The 24,700-nt window shown below is 45.2% G+C and carries 17 protein-coding genes; 10 read left to right on the forward strand and 7 right to left on the reverse strand.

All coding sequences use genetic code 11. From position 1 onward, the window contains the following. The first annotated feature begins 67 nt into the window (after positions 1–67). A complete protein-coding gene (locus ACMCM8_RS17785; RefSeq protein ID WP_412724090.1) occupies positions 68–1,408 on the forward strand; it encodes an MFS transporter in 1,341 nt (446 codons plus the stop codon). Between the two features lie 56 nt (positions 1,409–1,464). On the opposite strand, the gene ACMCM8_RS17790 is transcribed toward ACMCM8_RS17785, so the two are convergent. Further along, on the reverse strand, positions 1,465–2,082 hold the full coding sequence (locus ACMCM8_RS17790; RefSeq protein WP_412724092.1) for a hypothetical protein: 618 nt from the start codon (positions 2,080–2,082) through the stop codon (positions 1,465–1,467). A gap of 231 nt (positions 2,083–2,313) precedes the next feature. Between ACMCM8_RS17790 and ACMCM8_RS17795 the strand changes: the two genes are divergently transcribed. Further along, positions 2,314–3,168 carry an alpha/beta hydrolase gene (locus tag ACMCM8_RS17795; protein ID WP_412724094.1) on the forward strand — a complete coding sequence of 285 codons (855 nt, stop codon included), beginning with the start codon at positions 2,314–2,316 and terminating at the stop codon, positions 3,166–3,168. Between the two features lie 370 nt (positions 3,169–3,538). On the opposite strand, the gene ACMCM8_RS17800 is transcribed toward ACMCM8_RS17795, so the two are convergent. Beyond that, complete coding sequence (locus ACMCM8_RS17800; RefSeq protein WP_412724096.1) at positions 3,539–4,540, reverse strand: LacI family DNA-binding transcriptional regulator; 1,002 nt, start codon at positions 4,538–4,540, stop codon at positions 3,539–3,541. A gap of 289 nt (positions 4,541–4,829) precedes the next feature. Here ACMCM8_RS17800 and ACMCM8_RS17805 point away from each other — a divergent pair, with 289 nt between their 5' ends. The 5 genes from ACMCM8_RS17805 to ACMCM8_RS17825 all read left to right on the forward strand — a co-directional run bounded on the left by ACMCM8_RS17805 (position 4,830) and on the right by ACMCM8_RS17825 (position 10,983). Beyond that, a complete protein-coding gene (locus ACMCM8_RS17805) occupies positions 4,830–5,852 on the forward strand; it encodes an aldose epimerase family protein (RefSeq protein ID WP_412724098.1) in 1,023 nt (340 codons plus the stop codon). A 183-nt stretch (positions 5,853–6,035) separates the two neighbouring features. Continuing rightward, positions 6,036–7,091, forward strand: coding sequence for a UDP-glucose--hexose-1-phosphate uridylyltransferase (locus tag ACMCM8_RS17810; RefSeq protein WP_412724100.1), 1,056 nt, complete (start codon positions 6,036–6,038; stop codon positions 7,089–7,091). Then, complete coding sequence (gene galK / locus ACMCM8_RS17815) at positions 7,084–8,226, forward strand: galactokinase (protein WP_412724102.1); 1,143 nt, start codon at positions 7,084–7,086, stop codon at positions 8,224–8,226. Before ACMCM8_RS17810 ends, galK begins: the two co-directional genes overlap by 8 nt. 355 nt (positions 8,227–8,581) lie before the next feature. Next, positions 8,582–10,144 (forward strand): sodium/sugar symporter, encoded by a 1,563-nt coding sequence (locus ACMCM8_RS17820; protein ID WP_412724104.1) that lies wholly within the window; start codon positions 8,582–8,584, stop codon positions 10,142–10,144. A 257-nt stretch (positions 10,145–10,401) separates the two neighbouring features. Continuing rightward, positions 10,402–10,983, forward strand: coding sequence for a single-stranded DNA-binding protein (locus ACMCM8_RS17825; RefSeq protein WP_412724106.1), 582 nt, complete (start codon positions 10,402–10,404; stop codon positions 10,981–10,983). Positions 10,984–11,242: 259 nt separating this feature from the next. Here ACMCM8_RS17825 and ACMCM8_RS17830 read toward each other — a convergent pair whose 3' ends face one another. The 5 genes from ACMCM8_RS17830 to glpK all read right to left on the reverse strand — a co-directional run bounded on the left by ACMCM8_RS17830 (position 11,243) and on the right by glpK (position 21,976). Beyond that, positions 11,243–13,828, reverse strand: coding sequence for a hypothetical protein (locus ACMCM8_RS17830; protein ID WP_412724108.1), 2,586 nt, complete (start codon positions 13,826–13,828; stop codon positions 11,243–11,245). 17 nt (positions 13,829–13,845) lie between these two features. After that, positions 13,846–14,862, reverse strand: coding sequence for a UDP-glucose 4-epimerase GalE (galE, locus tag ACMCM8_RS17835; protein ID WP_412724110.1), 1,017 nt, complete (start codon positions 14,860–14,862; stop codon positions 13,846–13,848). A 10-nt stretch (positions 14,863–14,872) separates the two neighbouring features. Continuing rightward, the gene (locus tag ACMCM8_RS17840; protein WP_412724112.1) at positions 14,873–17,230 is read right to left on the reverse strand and encodes a sugar-binding domain-containing protein; all 2,358 of its coding nucleotides are present in this window, start codon (positions 17,228–17,230) and stop codon (positions 14,873–14,875) included. 99 nt (positions 17,231–17,329) lie between these two features. Further along, entirely contained in the window at positions 17,330–19,987 is a 2,658-nt protein-coding gene (locus ACMCM8_RS17845) for a TonB-dependent receptor (RefSeq protein ID WP_412724114.1), read from the reverse strand. A 504-nt stretch (positions 19,988–20,491) separates the two neighbouring features. Next, positions 20,492–21,976, reverse strand: a complete 1,485-nt coding sequence (gene glpK, locus ACMCM8_RS17850; RefSeq protein ID WP_412724116.1) for a glycerol kinase GlpK — start codon at positions 21,974–21,976, stop codon at positions 20,492–20,494. A gap of 117 nt (positions 21,977–22,093) precedes the next feature. Between glpK and ACMCM8_RS17855 the strand changes: the two genes are divergently transcribed. From ACMCM8_RS17855 to ACMCM8_RS17865, 3 genes are all read left to right on the forward strand, one after another. Next, positions 22,094–22,714: a phosphoglycerate mutase family protein gene (locus tag ACMCM8_RS17855; RefSeq protein ID WP_412724118.1), complete on the forward strand. Its 621-nt coding sequence runs from the start codon at positions 22,094–22,096 to the stop codon at positions 22,712–22,714. Positions 22,715–22,828: 114 nt separating this feature from the next. Further along, on the forward strand, positions 22,829–23,332 hold the full coding sequence (locus ACMCM8_RS17860; RefSeq protein WP_412724120.1) for a hypothetical protein: 504 nt from the start codon (positions 22,829–22,831) through the stop codon (positions 23,330–23,332). A gap of 287 nt (positions 23,333–23,619) precedes the next feature. Further along, entirely contained in the window at positions 23,620–24,663 is a 1,044-nt protein-coding gene (locus tag ACMCM8_RS17865) for a rod shape-determining protein (protein WP_412724122.1), read from the forward strand. Positions 24,664–24,700 lie beyond the last annotated feature (37 nt).

A 24,700-nucleotide genomic window follows, 5' to 3' on the forward strand; every position in this document is an offset into this window, starting at 1 on the left:
TGTTATTTCTATTGTAGATAAAAAATATTCTACGCGCCGTTATATCTTGTTGAGGAAAACAGACGCTTTGAACGCTTTGGAATTACGCGCTGCGCTTGCTTTAGCTTCGGTTTACGTTTTACGTATGATGGGCTTGTTCATGGTGATGCCTGTATTGGCGGTGGCTGCTATGGACTACCCTGATTATTCACCGCTTTTGGTGGGGCTTGCCGTAGGGGGATATGGTCTGACACAGGCTGCGCTTCAAATTCCCATGGGTATGATGTCGGACAAATGGGGTCGTAAGCCAGTAATTTTATTAGGGCTAAGTGTTTTTGCTATCGGCAGCTTTGTGGCTGCAAATGCAGACAGTATGGCGGTGATGATTGTTGGGCGTATTTTGCAAGGTGCTGGGGCTATCGCAGGTGCCATTATGGCGCTTGCCACCGATGTGAGTCGCGAAAGTCAGCGAGCCAAAGTGCTGGCTATTATCGGTATCGCAATCGGTTTTTCCTTTTATTTAGCGGTTATATTAGGGCCACTAATTGCCAACAGCTATGGCTTGGCGGGCGTGTTCGCCATCACCGGCGTGCTGGCTTTGCTCTGTATGCCGTTAGTGAAATGGGTCGTGCCAAATGGCGAGCCTTTAAGTAGTGGAGATACCTTACCTCAAAAGGGTCAGCTCAAGCACTTAGTATTCTCCTCCCAACTATGGCGTTTAAATGTCAGTGTAATGATTTTGCATATGCTCATTACCCTGCTTTTTGTTCAACTACCTACCACATTAGTCAACTTTAACATGACCTTAGAGAGCCATTGGACGGTTTACTTACCGGTATTGGGTATCTCTATTATAGGGCTAATTGTCATGATGGGTGTGGCCAGAGGACGCACGCCAAAATTCTTGTTGTTCACAGGTGTGCTGTTGATGGGATGCGCATTTCTGGTGCTAAGTGTACAAAGCCATAGCTGGTGGTGGGTAACTGCGGCTGTCGTACTGTTTTTTACCGGGTTCAATTACTTAGAAGCTAACTTTCCTGCATTGGTTAGCAGCGTGGCACCCGCAGGGCAAAAGGGAACTGCAATGGGGCTATACGCAAGCTTTCAGTTTTTCGGCGCGTTTTTGGGTGGTGTACTTTCCGGCTTGGTCACTGATTGGTGGACACAGGACATAGCCTATGCAATTGGCGCACTGAGTACCTTGGTTTGGCTGTTAATTCTCGCGGGTATTCACGAAGCCAGCCGAGTTAAGCGCGTTATGATGCACGCCACATTAAACAACCTGATAGCAGAAGACATAGAACAACAGTTGTTACGGGTTCCCGGTGTACTTGAAGTAACTGTAAGTCGCGTGAATGGTGCTGTTTACCTAAAAGTTGACAGGGAATTTGATGCCGTTAAAGCCCGTGAAGTTCTCACGGGTGTATAGGCCGGAGTATAAATGAACAGCAAAGGTCAACTGGCCTAATTAAAACCGACTTGAGTTTAGCTGATATCTAAACTTTCAGTGGGATCTTCGCACTGATGCAATAGGGACGATTTCAGACGCTGAGTAACTTGTTTTATGGCTTCAACCATAGCCGACTTTAGCGCAGAGTGTTTTTGTTCTGGCTCGTTATGTACCACATTCACTTTGGTGCTTTGACCGCGATAAGTCACAGGGGGAGAGAATGCTTCAGCGTAGTGAGGTTTGTATTGTGCATTGATAATCACAGTGGCGATGAGGTTCCCCCCCAGACTTTTTACAAAAGCTCTTTCTAACGACACTTTAACTCGGTTGTTTACTTCATTGTCGAAGGTCACGTTCATATCAAATAAACTGCCTTTCAGTTCTTGATATAAAATATCTTGGGCGATATTTTCATTCCCCACCAATAAATCTTTACTAGCGCGTAGATCCTCCAACGCTTCAAGTTTTAGTGGGCAGGCTTTCGCCTTTGACAGGCTTGCCTGGTGCGCCTTGCGATGCGACTCAGGAATAAGAGAAGAGTCTAGGGGAGGTGGCGTTGATTCACATGCTATAAGCAACCCACTTGCGCAGCACACTGCTAAACAACGACTAATGCTCTTAAAAGCAAAGAAATGAGCGGGGGAAACTTTCATAACTTCGTAAATATACCCTTGGTGACTGTTTTGCTTGTGGTCTTGCAAATCAAAGTTAAACGCTAATCCATTGTACTTAAGTATAAAGACATAAAACAAAGAGAGAAACCGATCAACTGTTGCAAACTGTTACAGCTGGTTTAGCATGGACGTGGTGTGACACGTTATGCGACGTGCAAACGGGACTCCATCCTCGCTAATGGACTTTAGGAAGCCTTTAAGGTTATGAAAATGAAAAACTTTTTTATTGGAAGTGTAGTGTGCCTTTTGTTAATTGGCTGCGCTATTAATGTGTCACCCTCTGCATTCTTTTACCAAGATGTTGAGCGCAAGCCGGTGGATACGACAAAATTGCATGCGGCAATTCAAAAGGACAAAGCATCTGCAGGAATTACCCGAGTTGAGGTGAGAAACACGCATGGGCTCATGTTGCGAGGTGTGGCCGTCTCCTACCCCGAACCTATTGTTAACGTTGTATTTTTCCCTGATAATCGGATGTCCATAAGTGAAAATAACAGCGTTATACATCGTTTAGGTAAACTGCCTGCCAATCTATTATGGCTAGATTATCAGGGGGTAGGAGCCAGTGATAAATCATTGAAGTTGAGTATCAATGAGATTAAGCAAGACGCGTTAACGCAGTTTGATTATGTGAAATCAACGTTTGACAGCAATTTACCAATTGTGGTGCACGGACGTGGTATTGGTAGTTACTTTGCCAGTTATGTGGCCGCTAATAGGCAAATTGATGCATTGGTTCTGGACGGTGCGTTTAATAATATATCTGACCTTATTGCCAACATGATACCTGGTTTCTCTAATTCGCTTACCAATATGAAATTGCACGATGAAGTGCACAGTATGCAAATTGCACCGATCCTCCGTCATTACGAAGGCCCTCTTTGGTTGGTGGTAGGTGATAAGGATAAAATAACCCCTTATCCGATAAGCCAGCAATTACTGGAAAACGCCGCGAGCAGTCAAAAGTACATTACAGTCGTGCCCGGCGCCACCCACAACGCAACGCTAAAATCTGAGTATGCGCTTAGTGAGTATCGACGATTTTTGTCTAGACTTTCCCAGTAGTTGACGCAAAAAGCCCTGTGGATAACAAGTGGAAAACCTTGTTGGTAAGTCTGTTAATAGTCCTATGTGGCAAGCGATCACGATCGCTTCTGTTAACACGACGATGATCACGAAATCACTGTAAAATCAATAGCTGTAGCGTAAATTCACAGGATCTTAATTAATTTTGATCCCACAATCTCTGGCGATCGTGCGATTTTGTTAATTGGGGATAAATGGAATCTTGTTAAGGATCAGTTGAATATTTTTGTCAATACAATAAAGCGATGAAATTTTATTGAATAGACAGATGGGTAGACGCAAAAGTACATCTACCCAAATAAATTTCAGCGCGTCGGGTTGTAAAAATTAGGGCTAAAACTATGAGCGATTAAATGCGAACAACAGAGTCGCGTTTTACAATAGTGGGGGTATATTTGAAGGTTAACCCTTTCTCAGGTACGCCACCTGCAGCGTACTTAAGGGCCAGCTCCGCGGCTTTTGCTGCCATCATTTCTATGGGATAACGCAGTGTAGTTAGTTTGGGACGACAATATTTGGCCAACAATACGTCATCATACCCCATTACAGAAACTTGTTCAGGCACTGCAATGCCATGATCTTGTAACATTGTCATCGCGCCCGAAGCCATCGCATCATTGTAGGCCAGCACCGCTGTGAATTCGGCACCTGTTGCCAATAGATTCTGCATGGCTAATTCACCCCCTTCTTGGTCAGGAGTGGCATATTCAATCATACTTTCAGGTAATGACAAGTTAGCTTCCCTCACCGCATTGTGGATCCCTTCTAACCGCTGATTTGGATCGTCGATACGATATTGGCTACTAATAACCGCCAGGTGCTTGTGCCCTTGATTAATTGCATACTCTGCCATTAATCTACCGCCAGTTACGTTGTCTAGCCATACGCAGCGGTTAGCAATTTCGGGAATGTAGCGATTTATCAATACAAAACCCGGCACTTGCCTTGCGAAGTCGACAAGTGTCGCGTCGTCTAACGCTTTACTATGTACAACCATGGCTTCAACGCGGTGCTCAAGTAACGTCTCTATAGCGCGACGTTCCGTTTCCTTTTCAATTGAGCCAGCGCTCAACAATATCTGCACGTTGTTTTTACGGGTGATGGACTCTACGCCGTGTGCCAGCATAGCAAAGAACGGGTCATGGAGCTCCGCAATCACTACTCCCAACGAGGCACTGCGCTTGGTAACGAGCGCCCGGGCGTTTGCATTAGGACGATATCCCATTTCTTCCATAATTTTTTTGACACGTTCACGGGTTTCATTGCCCACTTTCGGTCCATTATTGATTACACGGGATACCGTCGCCAGCGACACTCCAGCAGCTTGGGCTATGTCTTTTATTGTTGCCATCGTATTAAAAACTTAAGTATTTGCAGTGAGTAAGCGGATTCAGAATATAATGCTCCATAGCGTACATTATATTTACAAGAAAAGATAAACTTCTCGTCAATTGTTGATACCTTTCCAGACGAAGTGGTTTTACCTTATAGCACAAAGGTGCAAATCACTGTTAAAAAGGATTGAAAACGTATAACCTCATTCGCAATTTTGTGTTTCAAACGGACAAAAATACAAGTATTCATTCCTTGTAAAGCGCTTCGTTTGGCGATCATGTTGAGTTAAAGGTAAATATTTTGTTATGAAAGTAGAAATATCTCCATTTGGCAATATAGAGGATACAGTGATTAACGAGTACACTCTAACTAATGCCAATGATATGCAGGTTAAGATACTGAATTACGGTGGGATCATCACGGCAATTACCCTTACAGATAAACAGGGAAAACGCAAAAATTGCATTCAAGGCTTCGATACACTTCAAGGATATATCGAAGATCCCAGCTATCAAGGAGCTATTGTTGGTCGCTACGCCAACCGCATAGGACACGGCACCTTTACCCTTGATGGGCAAGTATACCACTTAGATAAAAATGGTGGCCAACACAACTTACATGGTGGTATTCCCGGCTTTCATAAAAAAGTCTGGGACGGTAAATGCGGTAGTGATGACGACAGCGCATACCTTGTACTTACCCTACACAGTCCTGATGGGGAAGGTGGCTTTCCCGGAAATGTGGCGGTCGAAGCTTGCTATCGTTTAGACAACAACAATGTACTTTCACTTGAGATTACTGCCACCACAGATAGAGCAACGCCCCTTAGTTTTACGCAGCACGCCTACTTCACATTAAGCAATGCGCCAACTGTCGGCACAACTCGTGTCCAGATTAATGCTGATGGTGTAACTGATGCCGATGCCTCTTTATTGCCAACGGGTGATATCAAAAAGGTAGAGGGAACCGTTTTTGATTTTCGAAAATTGACAAAAATAGAAGAGAAAATCAGCCAATGCCAACTCATACCACTGTTTAATATGGTGGGGGGGTATGATCACAACTTTGTATTAAATAACGCGCAAGATTCACACCCCCAAGCGCTGGTAAAAGCTGACGACACAGGTATTTCAATGGCGCTCTACACCAGTTTACCGGGCCTACAATTTTACACAGGGTCACTGAAGTCTAGCGAACAACTTGGCGCGTTGTGTTTAGAGCCTCAACACTTTCCTGATGCGCCAAACAAACCCCAGTTTCCTAATTGCATTACCACGCCTGAACAGCCATTTCACATGACTATTCACTACCACTTTAGTGTGGAATAACTCACGCCTTTTGTACCTCGATTTTAATAAGAAAATTAAATGTTATAAATTTAACATTTAATTTTCTTTGTTACTGAATTGATAAACGCAGATTCTTAATATAGTATTGCGGGGTAAACGTTTAACCTTTTGCTTTTAGCGGGCTTTAAAATGCCGCTATGGCCTATTCAGAAGAGAGTGATTATGGGAACGCCTTTTGACCCAACCAACGATCCACATCGGCGCTATAACCCCTTACTAGGGGAATGGGTTTTGGTATCGCCACACCGTGCAAAACGCCCTTGGCAAGGTCAATCTGAAGAGCCAAACAATGAGCAAAAACCCGGTTATGATCCAACGTGCTACTTGTGTCCGTCGAATACGCGAGTTAATGGCGAGGTCAATCCACAGTACACCGGCACGTTTGTCTTTGAAAACGATTTTGCTGCGCTTAAAAAAGATACTGAAGTAAAGAGCGAAAAAAATGGACTGTTTCAGTTTGAAACTGAACAGGGGTGCAGTCGTGTTATTTGCTTCTCGCCTGATCATAGCAAAACGTTGCCAGAACTCACCGACCAAGAGCGAAGCGACGTTGTAGCTTGCTGGAAGGAGCAAACTCGCGAACTTGGTGCGTCCTATCGTTGGGTACAGGTTTTTGAAAATAAAGGTGCCATGATGGGCTGTTCTAACCCACACCCTCATGGTCAGGTGTGGGCACAACAACATCTTCCAAGTGATCCCGCTAAAAAACTCCTTCAGCTTAAGCAGTATTTCAGCGAAAACCACACGCCCATATTACTGGACTATGCCGAACAGGAAATAGCCAAAGATGAACGCGTTGTGTGCAAGAATGACGATTGGGTCGTGGTGGTCCCTTATTGGGCTGCATGGCCATTTGAAACACTACTTCTGCCTCGATTTGATGTGCAATCTATGCATCATTTAAACGATGCCCAATCTACAGCATTGGCGCAGATTCTCGGTGATATTACATCGCGATACGACAATTTATTTGAAACGTCTTTCCCTTACTCAATGGGATGGCATAGCGCACCGTTTGACAATGAGGAGCATCCTCATTGGACACTTCACGCACACTTTTTTCCGCCCTTATTGCGTTCGGCCAGCGTGCGAAAATTCATGGTGGGCTATGAAATGATGGCTGAAGCCCAGCGAGATTTAACGCCTGAACAGGCCGCTGACAGATTAAAAGCACTTTCAAATGTGCATTATAAGCAACGTGAGAACACGAATGGATAATCAGACACTATCTTCTATTTTTCAGCGCCATTTCGGTGAAGTGCCTGCATTGGTTGCACATGCTCCAGGGCGTGTAAACTTAATCGGTGAACATACTGACTACAATCAGGGGTTTGTTTTTCCTGCCGCGATTAACTTCGGCACCTGGGTTGTAGCAACTAAACGCAATGATGATAAAATCCATGTCATAGCCATGGATTACGATAATCAGGAGAACCAGTTTTCGCTGTCGGATATTCAATACGACAACGAGCAAAGTTGGTCCAATTATGTTCGCGGTGTTGTTAAAGTACTTAAGGCCGCCTACGCCGACGTTGGCGGAGCTAACTTGTTAGTCACAGGTAATGTGCCACAGGGGGCTGGCTTGAGTTCTTCAGCGTCCTTTGAAATCGCAATTCTAAAAGTGATGAGTACGCTTTACGACTTACATCTTGATGGGGTAAAGGCGGCGCTACTCGGACAGAAAGCGGAAAATACTTTTGTAGGTTGTTCTTGCGGCATCATGGATCAACTGATTTCTGCAATGGGTAATGAAGGCAAAGCAATGCTATTAGATTGTCAGTCATTTGCTATTGAACATTCACCGCTACCTAATACTCATCAAATCGTCATTATTAATTCTAACGTTAAGCGTGGGCTGGTAGACAGCGAATATAACTTACGCCGTCAGCAGTGTGAGCAAGGTGCATCGTTATTGGGTGTTGCGTCATTGCGAGAAGCCACAATGGACATGCTTGAAACAGCCAAAGTGCACATGCCAGACGTGGTGTATCGCAGAGCAAAGCACATTATCACCGAGAACCAGCGCACATTAGAAGCCTGTGAAGCACTAAAAATAGGTGATATGACCACAGTCAGTAAAGCCATGGCGGCATCGCATGTTTCAATGCGCGATGACTTCGAAATTACTGTGCCGCCTATCGACTACCTAGTTGAGATCATCGATGAAGTCTTAGGCAGTTCAGGTGGTGTTCGAATGACGGGGGGAGGCTTTGGAGGATGTGTCGTTGCCCTGGCGCCTACTGACAAGGTCGATGCTGTCAAACATGTAGTACAAGAAAAATACTTTGACCGCACTGGTTACCATGCTGATATCTACGTGTGCAATGCTTCACAAGGCGCATTTGCATCATAACCATGCTTACAAGCAGTGGACGGGCTGTGGTGATAACGGTTGAGATAGATAAATAATTTATAAAATCGAGTGAAATAGTTCCCTCGGGAAATCTGTAGTAAAGGGTTTTTAGTGAAGAAACGTAAATCTAGTTAAAAAAAGTAAATAAAGTGTGATACTAATATTACCCGCAAACAACCGTTGCTGACTAAACAGGTTTTATAAGCACTGTTTACGTGTATAGCGGTATTGCACTAACGCATCCTTAAACGATGTGACACTGGTGTGGCAAAAACTAGATTATAAAAACAATTTTTCACCTGTGTACCCTGCATAAAAAACGCCGCACCCAAAAACAAGAACTTTGGGAAAATTTATGAAATTAGCATCATTAGATATCACGTTATTCGTGATATATGTTGTCGCGCTTATTGGTATTGCGTGGTGGGTATCACGTGAAAAGCAGGGACACGAAAAGGACACCAACGACTACTTTTTAGCAGGGTCTAGCTTGCCTTGGTGGGCTATTGGCGCATCATTAATCGCCGCCAATATTTCTGCAGAGCAAATTATTGGTATGTCGGGTTCGGGTTATCAATTGGGCTTGGCCATTGCCTCTTACGAATGGATGGCAGCCATAACGCTCATTATTGTAGGTAAGTACTTTTTACCTATATTCCTCAAGCATAAAATCTATACCATGCCGCAGTTTTTAGAACAGCGTTATGATCACAGAGTTAGAATGGTTATGGCCATCTTCTGGCTAGGCGTATACGTATTTGTGAACTTAACGGCAGTGCTGTGGTTGGGCGCGCTTGCCATTAATACCATTGCTGGTGTGGATATGATGTACGGCATGATGTTCTTAGGGCTATTTTCCTTAGCCTATTCACTTTACGGTGGATTAAAGGCCGTAGCACTGACAGATATTATTCAAGTTGTACTACTGGTGTTAGGTGGATTGTTCCTGTCATATACCGCGCTTAATCTTATTAGTGACGGCAATGGCGCCCTGCAAGGGTTTGTCGATCTCACCAATAAATTACCAGAAAAATTCGACATGATACTGTCGAAAGACAACCCACACTATATGGACTTACCTGGAATTTCTGTGTTGGTGGGCGGTATGTGGATCATGAACTTGTCATACTGGGGCTTTAACCAATACATTATTCAACGCACCCTGGCCGCGAAAAGTGTACAAGAAGCGCAAAAAGGCATTGTGTTTGCGGCATTCCTCAAATTGTTGATGCCACTGATTGTGGTGCTTCCAGGCATCGCTGCTGTCTTGATCGTGCCTGAACTGTCAAAGCCAGACCAAGCGTATCCAAGTCTGATGACGTTGATGCCTGTTGGTCTAAAAGGCATTATTTTCGCGGCGCTAGTGGCGGCTATTGTATCGTCACTGGCTTCAATGACTAACAGTGTGTCTACCATCTTCACGATGGATTTATATAAAGATAAGCGCCCCAATGAGACGCAGCAACACTACGTGAAGGTAGGACGAATTGTCAGCCTCACTGCGTTGATCATCGCCATGATAGTAGCCAAGCCGCTACTCGGTAACTTCGATCAAGCATTCCAGTATATTCAAGAGTTTACAGGTTTCTTTACACCAGGTATCTGCGCCTTATTCGTATTGGGCATGTTCTGGAAAAAAACTACCGCCAACGGTGGTTTGCTAGCGGCATTGGGCTCTTTTGTAATGAGTATTGTGTTTAGGCAGTTCTGGCCAGAGTTGCCTTTTATCGACCGCGTAGGTTTGGTGTTTCTACTTTGCGTAGTGCTGGCAGTAGTGGTGTCTCTCATTGAGAAAAAAGGTATTAGTGAAGATGCCGTTGACCTTAACGAAGTGCAGTTTAAAACCACCCGTGGTTTTAACGTGGCTTCGCTTGCGGTCATCATTATTACTGCAGCCTTTTATATCACCTGGTGGTAATAGTATGAGACTTTGTAGAAGAGATTTTCTCTTCTACAAAAACAACGCGAAAGTTCAGAAGACGCTAGCAAAAAAATTTGTTAGGTTTTAACAAGACTTGCTGGCAGAGAATCGGGTCATAGCGAAAAACTTCCATTTTCCTGAATAAAGTACGATATACTTGCCGGCTATTATCGATGAACTTTCGCGCTTGTTACTGTCCTAACAGTGAGCAGTGTCATGCAACAAGCCAAATACAATTATTACAGGAGACATCAATGGCAACGAAAGGCGTGAATAAGGTTATTCTTGTAGGAAACCTTGGCAATGATCCTGAAGTCAGATACATGCCTAACGGAAACGCCGTTGCGAACTTAAGCTTGGCAACCAGTGAAAGTTGGAAAGACCAACAGGGCCAAGTTCAAGAGCGCACTGAGTGGCATCGCCTGACTATGTACCGTCGCTTAGCTGAAATTGCCGGAGAGTACCTGAAAAAGGGCTCGCAAATTTACGTAGAAGGTAAATTGCAAACGCGTAAATGGCAAGACCAACAAGGTCAGGACCGTTACACAACGGAAATTATTGTCGATCAAATGCAAATGCTAGGCGGCAGAGGTGCTGAAGGCGGTGGTGGTAACAGTGGCTATCAGCGCCCACAAAACAACCAAGGCGGCTACAATGCGAATCAGGGCGGCGGTTATAACCAAGCGCCTGCTCAAGGCGGTCAACAAGGCGGCTATAACGCCAATCAAGGTGGTGGTTACAATCAAGCGCCTGCTCAAGGTGGTAACCAGTCTCAGCCTAAGACCCCTCCAATGGCTGAGCCTGACTTTGATTTCGATGACGATATTCCGTTCTAACCAAAGACAAAAATAAGAATGTTGAAAATTACATTGAAAAGCCGCTACTAAGCGGCTTTTTTATTATATAAGGGCAGATTGGCAGTTGACGTTATTGCTGCTTAATGCGGAAGATTAAGAAGGTAAACTACAGCTTGATAAAGTTTTAATGGTAAAACACCCGTTGTAGATTATTTCCGGCATTTACAGCAGAAGAGGGCGTGTAATTACACCCCCTCTTTTGTTTTACCTTACTTTTTTCCGCTGTAGCTATACTTTTCTATTGAGCAGTATCCAATTGTATTAATGCAATTTCACCCAGTTCAATGCCACGCCAACCGTTTTTAGGTGCGCGTTTTAGTGGTGGTAACACAAATTGAAGCCCAGTGATTTGATGGATATCCAAAGGGGATTGCTCGTTAAATGGCCCCATGGTAACTGGCATAAACATAGGGTACGCACGGGTTAATAACGTCGCTGTGGGTTTTAGCGCTGAAACGGGAAGGATTAAGGTTTTCCATTCATCACTAACTGAAAAATCAGTGCCGTAAGCCAGTCCATCGTTGGCGATAACGCCAAATTGCAAACGGTCGCTATTACCCAATGAACGAATGCGAAGTACAATAGCGTTATATTCCTCTAAGGAACGATCTATTAAAGTGGCATTTTTAGGGAGGTCTGTACGCAGTAATGGACCTCCAGTCTGTAGGTTATCGTCAAAGACTTTTAATGTAACCGTTTCCCCTTCTATGGTCGCTGAAGATGCCGGCCAACTCACCGTGTTTTGCGGGGGGACAAAGGTCTCCCTGGCTTCGCTTGGATTAAAGAGCAGTACAGGACTACCTGCAGGCTGCAATAACGTGTGATAGTAAGCACTATTTAGGAAATCCCAATCCTGTGGTTTGCCAGGTTGGTTGTCAGGGTAGGTTACTGTGGCATTACCGTCAGTAACGGTAAAGGCGTATTCCAATTTACCTGACAGTTTCCACATATCGTCATTCTCCAGTGTTACGTGGTAAACCCCTTTATCTCCTTGTAGCATTGGCAAGGTAACAAAGTCACTGTGACCCTCATAACGTATATTTAAGGTAACAGTGGGCTTGGGTGTCACACTTTGTACCGCGGCAGTGAAGGTCAATGCCTCGCCAAGATTGCGCTGACGTTGGGGTTGGTGAGTCACTATCGTTTCACTTGGTTTGATTGGCGGTAAGTAATAGGCCGTGTCGATGTCACCTGAAGGCTTAGCATCTGACGCAGATACCCAATATACCCCAGGTGTGACAGCGAAATTACCCCCTGAAGCCTGAGTTTGATAGTCGTTGCCTTCATTGATGCCAGTGACGACAAAGCGCTCGCCTAGACCAGGTAGAGAAAGGGTCATACTATTAGCTTTGACTGACAGGCGGCTCACTTCACGGTTAAGACTGGAGTTTTGATGAGGATCTTGCAAACTGATCACATCGGGAAATACCTCTAATCGCCATTGTTTATCGCCCTGTTTATCTAAAAAGTAGGCGCCAGAGCCTGAGTAATTAACTAACTCAGATGAGCCAACTCCAGCAATGTGAGTGAGGCTATCGATATCTTTAGGGCTGCGGGTGGTGCTGTTTGTATAGTAGAACTGTTTAGTATCATCAAACACCGATAAATCAGCGAGGTAATCCAGCGTCGTATGATGAAACTGGTTACTTTGTGGGTACGCAGGTGCGTGATAGTCCTGGGGTAAACTACGAAACTCTTCACCGGCAATCATCAGACTTATCGCTTTCGCTGGCGTATACAATAAGTTTAAGTAGTGCGTATTGTAGTCTGAGTTACTGTCTGCAATTACCGCAGGGTCGTAAGCGAACTGAGTGGCCCATTGAAACCCTGCGTCGCGAAAACTGCGCGCCATCGCGGGATACGTTACGCTATTAGTAATATCCGCTGCGTCAAACTCGTAAATCATACGCGCTTTGTCACTGCACTCACTGATGTCATGAAATGGGTTGCTATACGTTGAAACCGCAGGAAGTACATTGGAATTCAGCGCACTGTATTTTAATAAACCGGTGGGATACCACTGATACGCGATACCATCTACTGAAGAACTACACACCGCTTTGGCAAAGTCTCTCTGGTCACCTTGTTCACTAATGTTGTAAAACAAAGGCTTGGTCACACCCGCGTCTTTGACGGTTTTAATTAACGTTTCGATATACGCCGCACTCTTCTGTGGCGCTAAGCGATGTTTGGGCTCATTAAAAAGCTCAAAGGCAATAATTTCAGGGTCGCTGCCAAGGGGTTGCCCTGTAAAGCGATTTTTATGCGCCATAAACTGAGTCAGGTAGCGCTTTTGGGCAGCAATGAGCGCAGGCTTTTCATTCATATCGTTTTTGCTGTAGCCCACTGCGAAACCTGACTCGCTTGGATCAGGCTCGGGATAGCCCGTTCCCCACCATGCGATGGGGGTGATGATAGCGCGAATGCCATGTTCTTGAAGGCGCATCATTAAATAATCGAATAGCTCAAGGTATTCATTGTCGATGAGATTGCCTTCTTTGTCGCTGATGGCTTTGTCCCAAACGTGAATGCGATAGGCATTTAACTTAAGCCGCGCCATGTGATCCACGTCTATATCGATGGCAGCTTTGTGAGCAATTCCACGCCGGGCAATAGCGCGATAGCCATAGGCAAAAGGTGCACTGTAATTGGCGCCAAACAAGTAGACCTCTTCGCCGTTGTCCCACAACAACCGACCGTTTTCAACTTTCACTGGCGTAGGGGGTAACGTGGTATCGGCCAAACTTACTGCACTACTAAAGCCCATTGTTATTAAGCCCATGGTAGCCACGATGGTTGGGGTTACGAGTATTTTTGAGAACATCTTAACTCTCCTACAAGTTAGGCTTTGCGATAGCCGTTAGGGTTAGACGACTGCCATCGCCAACTGTCTTTCACCATATCTTCTAATGTGCGGGTTGCTTGCCATCCCAACACCGCTTTTGCGTGACTGGCGTCAGCGTAACATTGTGCAACATCGCCGGGGCGACGGGGGGCAACTTGATAAGGAATTGGTCGGCCACTAGCTTTGGCGTATGCGTTTACCATCTCAAGCACTGAAACTCCGCTGCCCGTACCTAGATTAAAGCAGTGACTGCCTGGTTGACCATGCAGCTGCTCTAATGCGCGGACATGTCCTTCTGCTAAGTCGCATACGTGAATATAGTCACGCACACCCGTACCGTCGCAGGTGGGATAGTCATCGCCAAACACGGCCAGATGGGGGCGCTTGCCCACAGCCACTTGTGCAATAAAAGGCATTAAATTGTTCGGGATCCCGCTGGGATCTTCACCTATGTGCCCACTAGGGTGTGCGCCTACTGGATTGAAGTAGCGCAGGATAATACCGTTAAAGTGCTTCGTGGCAGAGGCAAAATCTTGCATGATTTGTTCTACCATCAGTTTGCTTCTGCCGTAGGGGTTGGTCGCGCCCACGGGAAAATCTTCCACTATAGGTACAGTGTGTGGGTCGCCGTAAACTGTCGCCGAAGAGCTAAACACTAACGTATGTACGCCGGCCTGATGCATTGTCTCTATCAAGGTCTGACTTGCGGTAACGTTGTTGCGATAATAAAGCATGGGTTTTTCAACTGATTCACCCACTGCTTTAGAGCCGGCGAAATGAATTACGCCATCAATTGTATGTTCTGAGAAAACGCGTTTAAGCAGTGCTTCATCGCCCACATCACCTTCATAGAAAGGGATGTCTGCTTTACAAATACCTTCTACACGTTTGAGTGCTTCAGGGTGGCTGTTAGAGAAGTTGTCTATTACCACAACAGAATGACCTGCTTCGACTAACGCGATACAGGTATGTGAGCCGATATAGCCTGCGCCTCCGGTAACTAATATACGCATGGTGCTTTCCTTACTGTTCAAGCAATAGTGTTGCAGGTGTTAGACCTTTGCCAGAAACCGTAATTTTGGCGTTATTAAGTGTTTCACCAATTTCTATTAATAAAGCGCCTTCCCCCCGTGATGTGGTAATGGGACTTTGATTTAATAATTTAATATCGCCTTCTACTTCTGCATTCAGCTCGATGTTATTTGTGCTAACAGGATTGCCGTTAGCATCCACCATTTGTGCGTATACAAATACTTTGTCTTTCACATGGGGAGTAGGAGAAACACCCGACTTATCGAGTCGCAGTGCTATCGCAGTGGCTTGCTCAGGCGTGGTGACACTATGGCGGGCGACAACATTCTCGCCAATAAGCGCTTCAGCGCGCAATGTGCCAGGCTCAAATTTATTGATTGAGAAGGTAAAGGGCGGATGCGCTAGATACGTACTTAAAGCGTCAGTGTCGGGGCTTTGTGTCGCAATCAAGCGATCATTGAGATAAAGCGCGACTTGCTCGGCATTTGAGAAAACGCGCACATCAGTGCTTGACGTTGCATCCCAGTTACTTGCGACATAGACCATTGGGCCGCTTTCAAATCGGGGATCGTGTTCGTTTGCATCCCGTTGACTTTGGAAAAAGTAATAGCTGAATTTAGGCTGACGATAAATACTGGCGATACCCGAAGCTTCAATGTCATCTGCATAACCGCGGTTATAATCAAACATTACCCAGTAACCGTCTGCAAAGGTGGGCACGGTAAAGTTGTCATTATGGGCTTCTTGTAGATTTTTCGCCTGTTGCAACAGGCGCTTTTCACCACTATTTAAAAGTTGACGGCTGGTTCGCTCATCTTCCTGCAAATCCTGCCAGCTATCCTGATTTAAACCGGCGTTTTGCGCGTAATATTCCCAGTCCCCGTACTCAGACACAATGTAAGGCACAGTGGGTGTTTCGTAGTGCTGAAGTCTATGTTGACGGGCTTGTACAAAAATATCGTAGCCCAGTTCCCATCCTGCTGAGTAGGCGCCGGGGTATTCGGCATGTACCGTATCTGATAGTGCTGCGATAAATTCGTCAGGCATGTCTGATTCGTTTAATGAGCACTCCCATGCGACGACGCTGGCGTGATTGCGATCCCGGCGTAGTAAATCGGCACATGCTTTTAAGGTATGTGCTTCAAATTCTTCAGTGGGGTTGTAATACTGCCAGCCCAATATGGCGTCCAGTAGCACTAAGCCCAGTTCATCCGCCGCCTTCATAAATGCCGTTGAGTGAGGGTAGTGGGACAATCGAACGTAGTCGAAACCCGCTGATTTGATTTTTACGGCATCGCGGTAATCAGCTTGCGCAGAGGTTGCGTAGCCAACAAACGGATATTCCTGATGGCGATTGACACCGCGAAGAAAGGTTTTCTCACCGTTTATCAGTAGCTCATTTTGATCATTAAAGGCAAAGGAGCGAATACCGATGTTTCGCGATTGATGTTCTATGGTCGTATCGAGACTGGATAACACAGTGTCCAGCGTGTACAAGTTGGGATGCTTGGGTGACCACAAGGCAGGCTGGGGTAGCGTAATTAACTGGTTAAAATGTTGTTTTTCACCTGCTATCAGAGTGTATTGTTGGCTTACCTTAGCAACTTCACTTCCGTCAAATGATAACGTTTGGGTTAGAGTAAAAGTCTGATTTGAGCCTGTGGTGTTTGCTACATGGGTTTTAACCTTTACTTCGGATTTTACTTTATCTACTAAAGGAAAGGTGACAAAAACACCGCCACCTGCCACTTCGTTAGCGTGCATTTCATCGGTAATCATTAAACGGTTTTTTACCAGAAGATTGACATCGCGATATAAGCCGCCGTAAGTATTAAAATCAAGCAATGCGAGTGGTTTTGGGCCTGTTATCTCATTGTCGCGGTTGTCCAGGCGTACGCGAAGGGTATTACTTCCTGCCACTAAATAAGGGGTTAAATCTAAAGTGAAAGGAAGGTAGCCACCTAAGTGAGTACCCACTTTCTTGTCATTTAGCCATATATCTGCTGCATTCATCGCGCCTTCAAAACGAATCAATACCGCTTGTTCAAGCCACGCTGCGGGTACCGAAAACGATTTTTGATACCAGGCGATACCCTGCCATTGGTCGTTAACCACTTCAGGCTCTAACCGGGGAGTATGTGGAAGAGCAATACTTTCCCATGCTTGAGTTATTTGCTCAGGCGTAAGCGCCTCATCCGTTTTCTTAAACTGCCAGTCTTGATTGAAAGGAAGTACTTCGCTCACGAAAGGCGATGAAGAATGTGATGGAGTCGAAGACGTGAAGGGCTGGCACGCGCCTAACCACAACAGACAACACAGTAAAAAGCTAAATCGGGAAATAGAAGTCATTGCTCTAGCCTGGGTGAAATCAAAAATGGACAAGCCTGGTAGGCTTAAACGCAAAAAAGCACTGCCCTTATTTTAAAGAGCAGTGCCGATACAACACACTTACATCGCGTATTGGAAGCCTAATAAATAACGGCGTCCCCACTCAGCGTATTGACGTGGACGAGTCGGGTCGTTGTCAAAGTATGACGTGGACGCTTCATTCGTCAGGTTTTGACCTTGCAACATAACTTTGAAGTTTTCAGTTACTTCGTAGGCTATGCTGGCATCAACGGTGGCTTCATCGTCGATGGTGAAGATGGCACCTGGGTCCCAGCTACCTACGCTGGTGTATGCGCTGCGGTAGTTATAGGACACTTTCGCATCGATACCTGCTTTGTAATACCACAGGGTTAAGCTACCCACATTTTTAGATAAACCGCCCATGGTCAATGGGTTATTTTCAGGTTCAAACTCAGTCACATTGGTATCGGTGTAGCTATAGTTGGTATAAATACCTAAGCCATCAAAGGGTTCTGGTAACATATTAAACGCTTGCTGATACATCACTTCAACACCGCGAATCTGGCCACCGTTGCCGTTGACAGGTCCGGTAAACTGGTAACTCTCACCGTTGATATCCAAAGTTTCGGTTGCTGAACCTACATGACTTTTCAGGTCTTTGAAGAAGAGTGACACAGTAAGTGCTGCATCTTCAGCAAAGAAGTATTCGTAGCCTAAGTCCACTTGATCCGCGATAAACGGATTTAGCTGTGGGTTACCGCCAGAAGCAGTGTTAACCGTAGAAGACGTATTAATTTGTAAGCCTGTGCGCATTTCAATCAGTGGCGGACGAGAGATGGCACGGGAAAGGCCAAAGCGAATTTGTGAGTCTTCAGTAATGTTAAAACGCAGGTTTAATGCCGGCAGAACTTCACTGTAATCATGATCAATTGACACCGCAGTTAACTCGCCACCGTCAGCCTGCTGGAAACCCGTCGAAGTAGACTCAGTATTGATGTAGCGCACACCTACATTACCTGTGTACGAGATCCCACCAATTTCACCCATCAGATTAAATTGAACATACAATGCGGTATTGGTTTCCTGAACATTCCAGCTGTTAAGCACGTCTGCATTGGTTTGGCTGTGCTGGTTGCGGTTATCTATACCCCCAAATGCTTCCTGCGCTAATTCAGACCAGTTGCGTATACTGTATAGCGCTGGTACGTCATAGCCTTCGCCAATCTCGTAAGTATAGGCATCTACATTCGCACTGCTATTGGCCACACTTTGTTGCCAGCTGACCACGTCATTGTCTTTTTCACGGTCTGTCCAACGTCCGCCAAAGCTCATGGCATCAATAATGCCCCACTCGATAGGACGAGAGAAGTCGAGCTTGGCAGTGATCATTTCATCTTCTAACAGACGGTCGTTGTCCACCTGCATATAGTTAAGGCCGTAATCTGTTACATCGCTAATGTCATAACCAGTGCCAATGGATAAACGGTCAGTGGTAGTGTCCCAGCTGTAGTCCATGCCATTTGCATCCGCATCCGCGTCCCAGTACCACGACTGTATGTTAACCCAGCGCGAGGTAATTGACGCTTCTGAGTAGCCGATATCTGCGTTTACTTTCCACACGTCGCCAAGCCATTCTGCATTTAGGCCCGTACTGATAAGTTCATTTTCCTGAAACCAAGTGGAGTTGTTTGCAGTGTGATTTCCACCCCACAACATACCGCCAGCAACCATTTGCTCTGAACCATCGGCCTTAGTGATAATCTGTGGTGGGTTGCTAGCGTTGGCTACGTTCCAGTTATTAAAACCACCCCAGTTACCCCAACCATCAAACCATAACTGGTCTTCTCGTTCCTCAATATCAAACTTGGAGTAAAAGAGATCATATTTTAACTCTAGCGTCTCAGTGGGAAGCCATTGGAGTACTGTCATCGCGCCTATACGCTGATTATCGCCTCCTTTTGTGGCAATTTGGGCACCCCAAGGCGCGGCCTCAGTAATGCCATTACCATTTACATCGCCTTGGTTCGCTGGGACGTTATTATATTCCCAAGACGTGACATCTTTTTGCAGTGATGGTTGATCTTGAATTGCTACCCCAAACGCAATACCAAAGGTGTCTGAAATAGGGTCGATATAACTAAAGTTAGCGCGATAACCCTGCGAATCTGCCGTGGGAATATCATCAGCAAGTGGGTAATCCATTACGTGGCCACTAATGTTGACCGCGCGTTCGTCTTTATTCAGTGGCTCAACGAACTGCATGTTAACGAGTCCGGAAATACCCCCTTCAATATTGCTTGCCAAAGGACTTTTAAATACTTCTACTGAACTAATTAACTCTGCTGGGAATTGCTCGTAGCGAACACTTCGGCTTGGTTCGCCGCTGACAATTTCGCGGCCGTTCATGGTGGCAAGGTTAAGACGAGGACCCATACCGCGAATAGATATCTGGCTAGCATTACCGCGATCCCGATCTGCTGCAATACCCGGTAAGCGGGCTAACGCATCTGTGATGGTGACGTCAGGTAACTGCCCCAAATCATCGGTGGAAATAATCTCTACCGTTGAATCAGCTAGTTTCTTGTGCTGAAGTGAGCGCGTTAACGTGCTACCGAATCCACGTACAGTAATAACTTCTGTTTCACTGATATCTACTTGCTTTTCAGTATCTGCAGTTTCTTGTGCCGATACCGAGGTTGCATTTAAGCATTGTGCTACTGCAAGAGCAGTCAAACCTAACTTAAATTGTGTCTTCATCCTATTACCCCCAAGGTAAATTTTTTAGTAGTGTCTTGAGTCGTGCTGAGTGTGATTTGTTACGTTTAGGTAGGTGCTTGTAGGGTTGACCACCGTAAACAGTAACAACTTTATAACATAGTTGGGTAAACGTTTACCATAAAAAGTTAAAAAAGTTTTTATATATTTCACGATCCCCTTGCAGTGCGGGCTTTAGGGAGGGGCGACTAGCAATTGTTGGGTACTGATTTATAGGGAGATTTTAAGGTGGTAGCTGTAATTTGTGACTTGCAATGCGTTTAGGGGAACTGGGAGACGGAGAAATTTGCGCTGATAAAAGGTTTGTTTAAGTGTGGTGGAATTCACTACAAGCCTTTAAAAAACACCCGTTTCATACCTTACAACCAGGCATGAAATAGTAGGATTGTCATATTTTGGTTAAGCGTTTACCTTTGGCGTTCGCCAGAATGTTAAATTACGCCCCGGTACTAATGCGGTTTACTTGTCATTGTGAAAAAGGTGAGGTCAATCGCAGCGAATGCGATCTACCGCTGCTTGCCAGCCTTCGTAAGCTTTGTCCCGTTGTGCTTTAGTAAGCCTAGGTGTAAACACACTATCACTCTGCCAGCAATGGGTGAGTGCTTCTAAGGATTGATAAATACCTACTTGTAAGCCAGCCAAAAATGCCGCGCCTAATGCGGTAGTTTCAGTATTTTCAGGGCGTTCAACTTCTGCACCTAAAATATCGGATAAGAATCCCATCACCCAATCATTGCGCGCCATTCCGCCATCGACACGAATGGTAGTGGGTCTTGCTCCGTCATTTTCCATTGCTTTTTGTAGATCCTTGGTTTGATAGCATACCGATTGCAAACCGGCGGCAACAATTTCGCTTATACCAGTATCGCGGGTAAGTCCTAATATAGCGCCACGGGCATTTGGGTCCCAATAAGGGGCGCCCAATCCAGTAAAGGCCGGGACTAGAAATACGCCATTATCTCGTCTGGCTCGTTGTGCCAAGGCTTCGGTTTCTGACGCATCGTCAATAAGTTTTAGCCCGTCACGTAACCATTGAACGGTAGCGCCAGCCATGAATATACTGCCTTCAAGGGCAAAAGTTGTCTTTCCGTTAAGTCGGTAGCCTACCGTAGTCAGTAAACGGTTTTTTGAATGAAGGGGACTGTCGCCTGTATTTAAAATCATAAAGCAACCGGTACCATAAGTACTCTTTGCCATCCCTTTTTCAAAGCATGCTTGCCCAACTAATGCCGCTTGTTGATCTCCTGCTACCCCCAAAATAGGGATAGCGTGGCCAACAATGCTAGCATCGATAGCACCAAAGTCAGCAGCACAATCCATCACTTGGGGTAGCATGCACTTAGGTATATTAAATGTAGCAAGGAGTTTGTCGTCCCAACATTGATTTTTAATATCAAACAACATGGTACGAGAAGCATTTGTGGCGTCAGTTTTGTGAGATTTTCCTGCAGTAAGGCGCCAGATAAGAAAAGTATCAATGGTTCCGAAGAGCAATTCGCCATTCTCAGCTTGTGCTCTCGCGCCTTGTACGTTGTCTAGGATCCAAGCAATTTTAGTCGCTGAAAAGTAAGGATCGAGTAATAGGCCTGTAGTATCGCTAATATACTCTACTAACCTTTCATCTTCACTTAATGCCTGACACTGTGAAGCGGTTCGTCTGTCTTGCCACACTATGGCCGGATAAATAAGCTTACCTGTATCTTTGTGCCATACCAGTGTAGTTTCTCGCTGATTAGTAATCCCAACTGCGGCGATATTGCAGGGCTTTATTGGACATTTTTCAAATACGTCTTTCAGGGTACAGACAACACTTTCCCATATTTCTTCCGGATCGTGTTCAACCCAGCCATCCTGAGGGTAGTGTTGAGAAAATTCTTGCTGTGCTATGGCTTCAATTTTGCCTTGAGTAGAAAAAACAATACTGCGTGAACTGGTGGTCCCTTGATCAATAGCAAGAATATAGTGTTCCATTGTGTCTTTCCTAACGCTAAATTAGGGGAGTTTGCATTATTTACACTGGATTAACAATGGTGCAGAGTCCCAGTGTAAATGATAGCGTGACGTTAGCGTATGTAACGCTTTATTTCTGTGGCGTATCATAGTGCTAGCAGACTCAAGTATCTCACCACCGACGTAGGCAGTAATGGCATGGATAAACAGGCAACAAAAGAAGTCGTTTTGATACGACACGGAAAGCCTATTTCGGCACACAATGATAAAATAAACGCAGCCCAATACACAAAGTGGGTAAGGGCCTATGGCAAATCTGCGCTTGATCCGCAAAGTACACCAAAACACAAAACCCATCTAAATAACAGCTACGTGATTGTCAGTCCCCTTCGCCGCGCTAAGTTAAGTGCAGAGTATTATGGCGTTGATTACATTGATGAGGAATGCGCATTACTCAGAGAGATGGACATTCCCTATTATAAGTTGCCTTTTCGACTTAAAGCATGGCATTGGGTTTTACTGAGTCGGATGTTATGGTTTTTTGGAATGACAGGCCGTTTTGAGAGTTTTTCCTCAGCAAAGGCGAGAGTTGCAGCACTGACCCAGCGCATAGAAATGCTGACCGAAGAACATGAAAGACTAGTGCTCTTTGGTCATGGCATGACAAATTTGTTTACTCGCAAAAAGCTTATGAAAAAGGGGTGGCGTCTAAAATCGAAAGACAGTGAGTTTTGGGGCGTCACCGTCTTATATAAGTAGTCAGAAGTACAACGACTATTGGAAATGAGGTTGGCTTGTTTATCTTTACTTGTGGATGTCGATAGATTAGCTTTCTTTTGATAAGGAACAGGTCCTGATATCAGGAAGATAATAATGAAAAAAACTGATAACGACAAAACGTGGCTGGTGAATATACTCAAAATACTTATCGTAGTGGCCTTTGCTGCAACTTTGGGCTTTTTCATTAATTACTTTCACTCAGATGAAAGTGACACAACAGAAAAGTCCTTTACCTTACTTGCTGACACTTTTAGAAATCACGTAGCAACGTCGCATTGGCAATGGCGAGTTCAGCAACCTACGACCATGATTATGTTGATTCATTACGATGATGCCGGAGCAGAGGTCAATCGCAAACCGGTGAGAATGAATCACAATGGCTGGCCAACGGCAGACTTATCAGACGAAGGTTGCGAAAAAATCTGGACTTCTTTGGTGGCGGCTCCTTTGCGCGTAGACGGTTTCAAAGTCATTGCGCGCTTTTATTCGAATACAACAGAAAATGAAAATAATTACTGGTGCCGCTATAGTCTTAGCAGCGGTGCATATTTTGACTATTACCCTTCTAAGGGGGAGGCGAGTGCACCAACATTCTAAATGTTGTAAAAAAGTTTTTAATGCAAAAGTGAAAATTGAACCTTCTCATTGAGATAGAATCATTGTTAGTATGCCACTGGCAATGGGGCTTTAGTCACCTGACAATTTGTAGAATAAACTGGTGGTTGAAGCGTTAAATAAATATTATTTAACAACAAAGAGAGGCATTACTTGCCCAAATTTGCCCCCATTGTTAAAGTGTGCAAATAAATATCGACTTCACGTTAAAGCGTCGCCATCTCACCTTTGCATATACGCATTAACACAAGAACAGGAATACACTCTTCATGTTTAAAAAGCTTCGAGGCATGTTCTCTAACGATCTGTCCATAGACCTCGGAACAGCAAACACGCTGATTTACGTAAAAGACCAAGGTATTGTACTTAACGAACCTTCCGTAGTAGCCATTCGCCAAGAGCGAGCAGCAGGCCCTAAAAGTGTTGCAGCTGTTGGTGCCGAAGCTAAGCGAATGCTGGGACGTACGCCGGGTAACATTCGTGCTATTCGCCCGATGAAAGATGGTGTTATTGCAGACTTTTACGTAACCGAGAAAATGCTACAGCATTTCATCAAGCAGGTTCACGACAATAACTTCCTTCGTCCGAGTCCTCGCGTTTTAGTGTGTGTTCCTTGTGGTTCAACACAGGTAGAGCGCAGAGCAATTAAAGAATCTGCCCTAGGCGCAGGTGCACGTGAAGTGTATTTGATTGACGAACCAATGGCAGCGGCTATTGGTGCTGGTTTACCTGTGTCAGAAGCGACTGGTTCAATGGTGGTCGATATTGGTGGTGGTACGACAGAGGTTGCCATTATCTCACTTAACGGTGTGGTCTACTCATCATCGGTACGCATTGGTGGTGACAAATTTGACGAAGCTATCATTAACTATATCCGCCGCAACTTTGGCTCATTAATTGGTGAAGCAACAGCTGAGCGTATCAAGCATGAGATTGGCGCTGCCTATCCGGGTGAAGAAGTACGTGAAATCGAAGTGCGCGGACGTAACCTTGCTGAAGGTGTGCCTCGCGGTTTCACACTTAATTCCAATGAAATATTAGAGGCCCTTCAAGAGCCACTTACCGGTATCGTTTCAGCCGTTATGGTGGCGTTAGAGCAATCACCGCCGGAATTAGCGTCTGATATTTCTGAGCGTGGTATGGTATTGACCGGTGGTGGTGCCCTACTTAAAGATCTCGATCGATTGCTGATGGAAGAAACCGGCATACCGGTAGTCGTTGCCGACGATCCATTAACGTGTGTCGCGCGCGGCGGTGGTAAGGCTTTCGATATGATTGACCTTCACGGTGGCGACCTGTTTAGCTACGAGTAATCAGGAAAGGCAACCTTAAGGTTGCCTTATTTCTATA

It is taken from the genome of Alteromonas sp. D210916BOD_24, assembly GCF_047159385.1.
GTDB lineage: Bacteria > Pseudomonadota > Gammaproteobacteria > Enterobacterales > Alteromonadaceae > Alteromonas.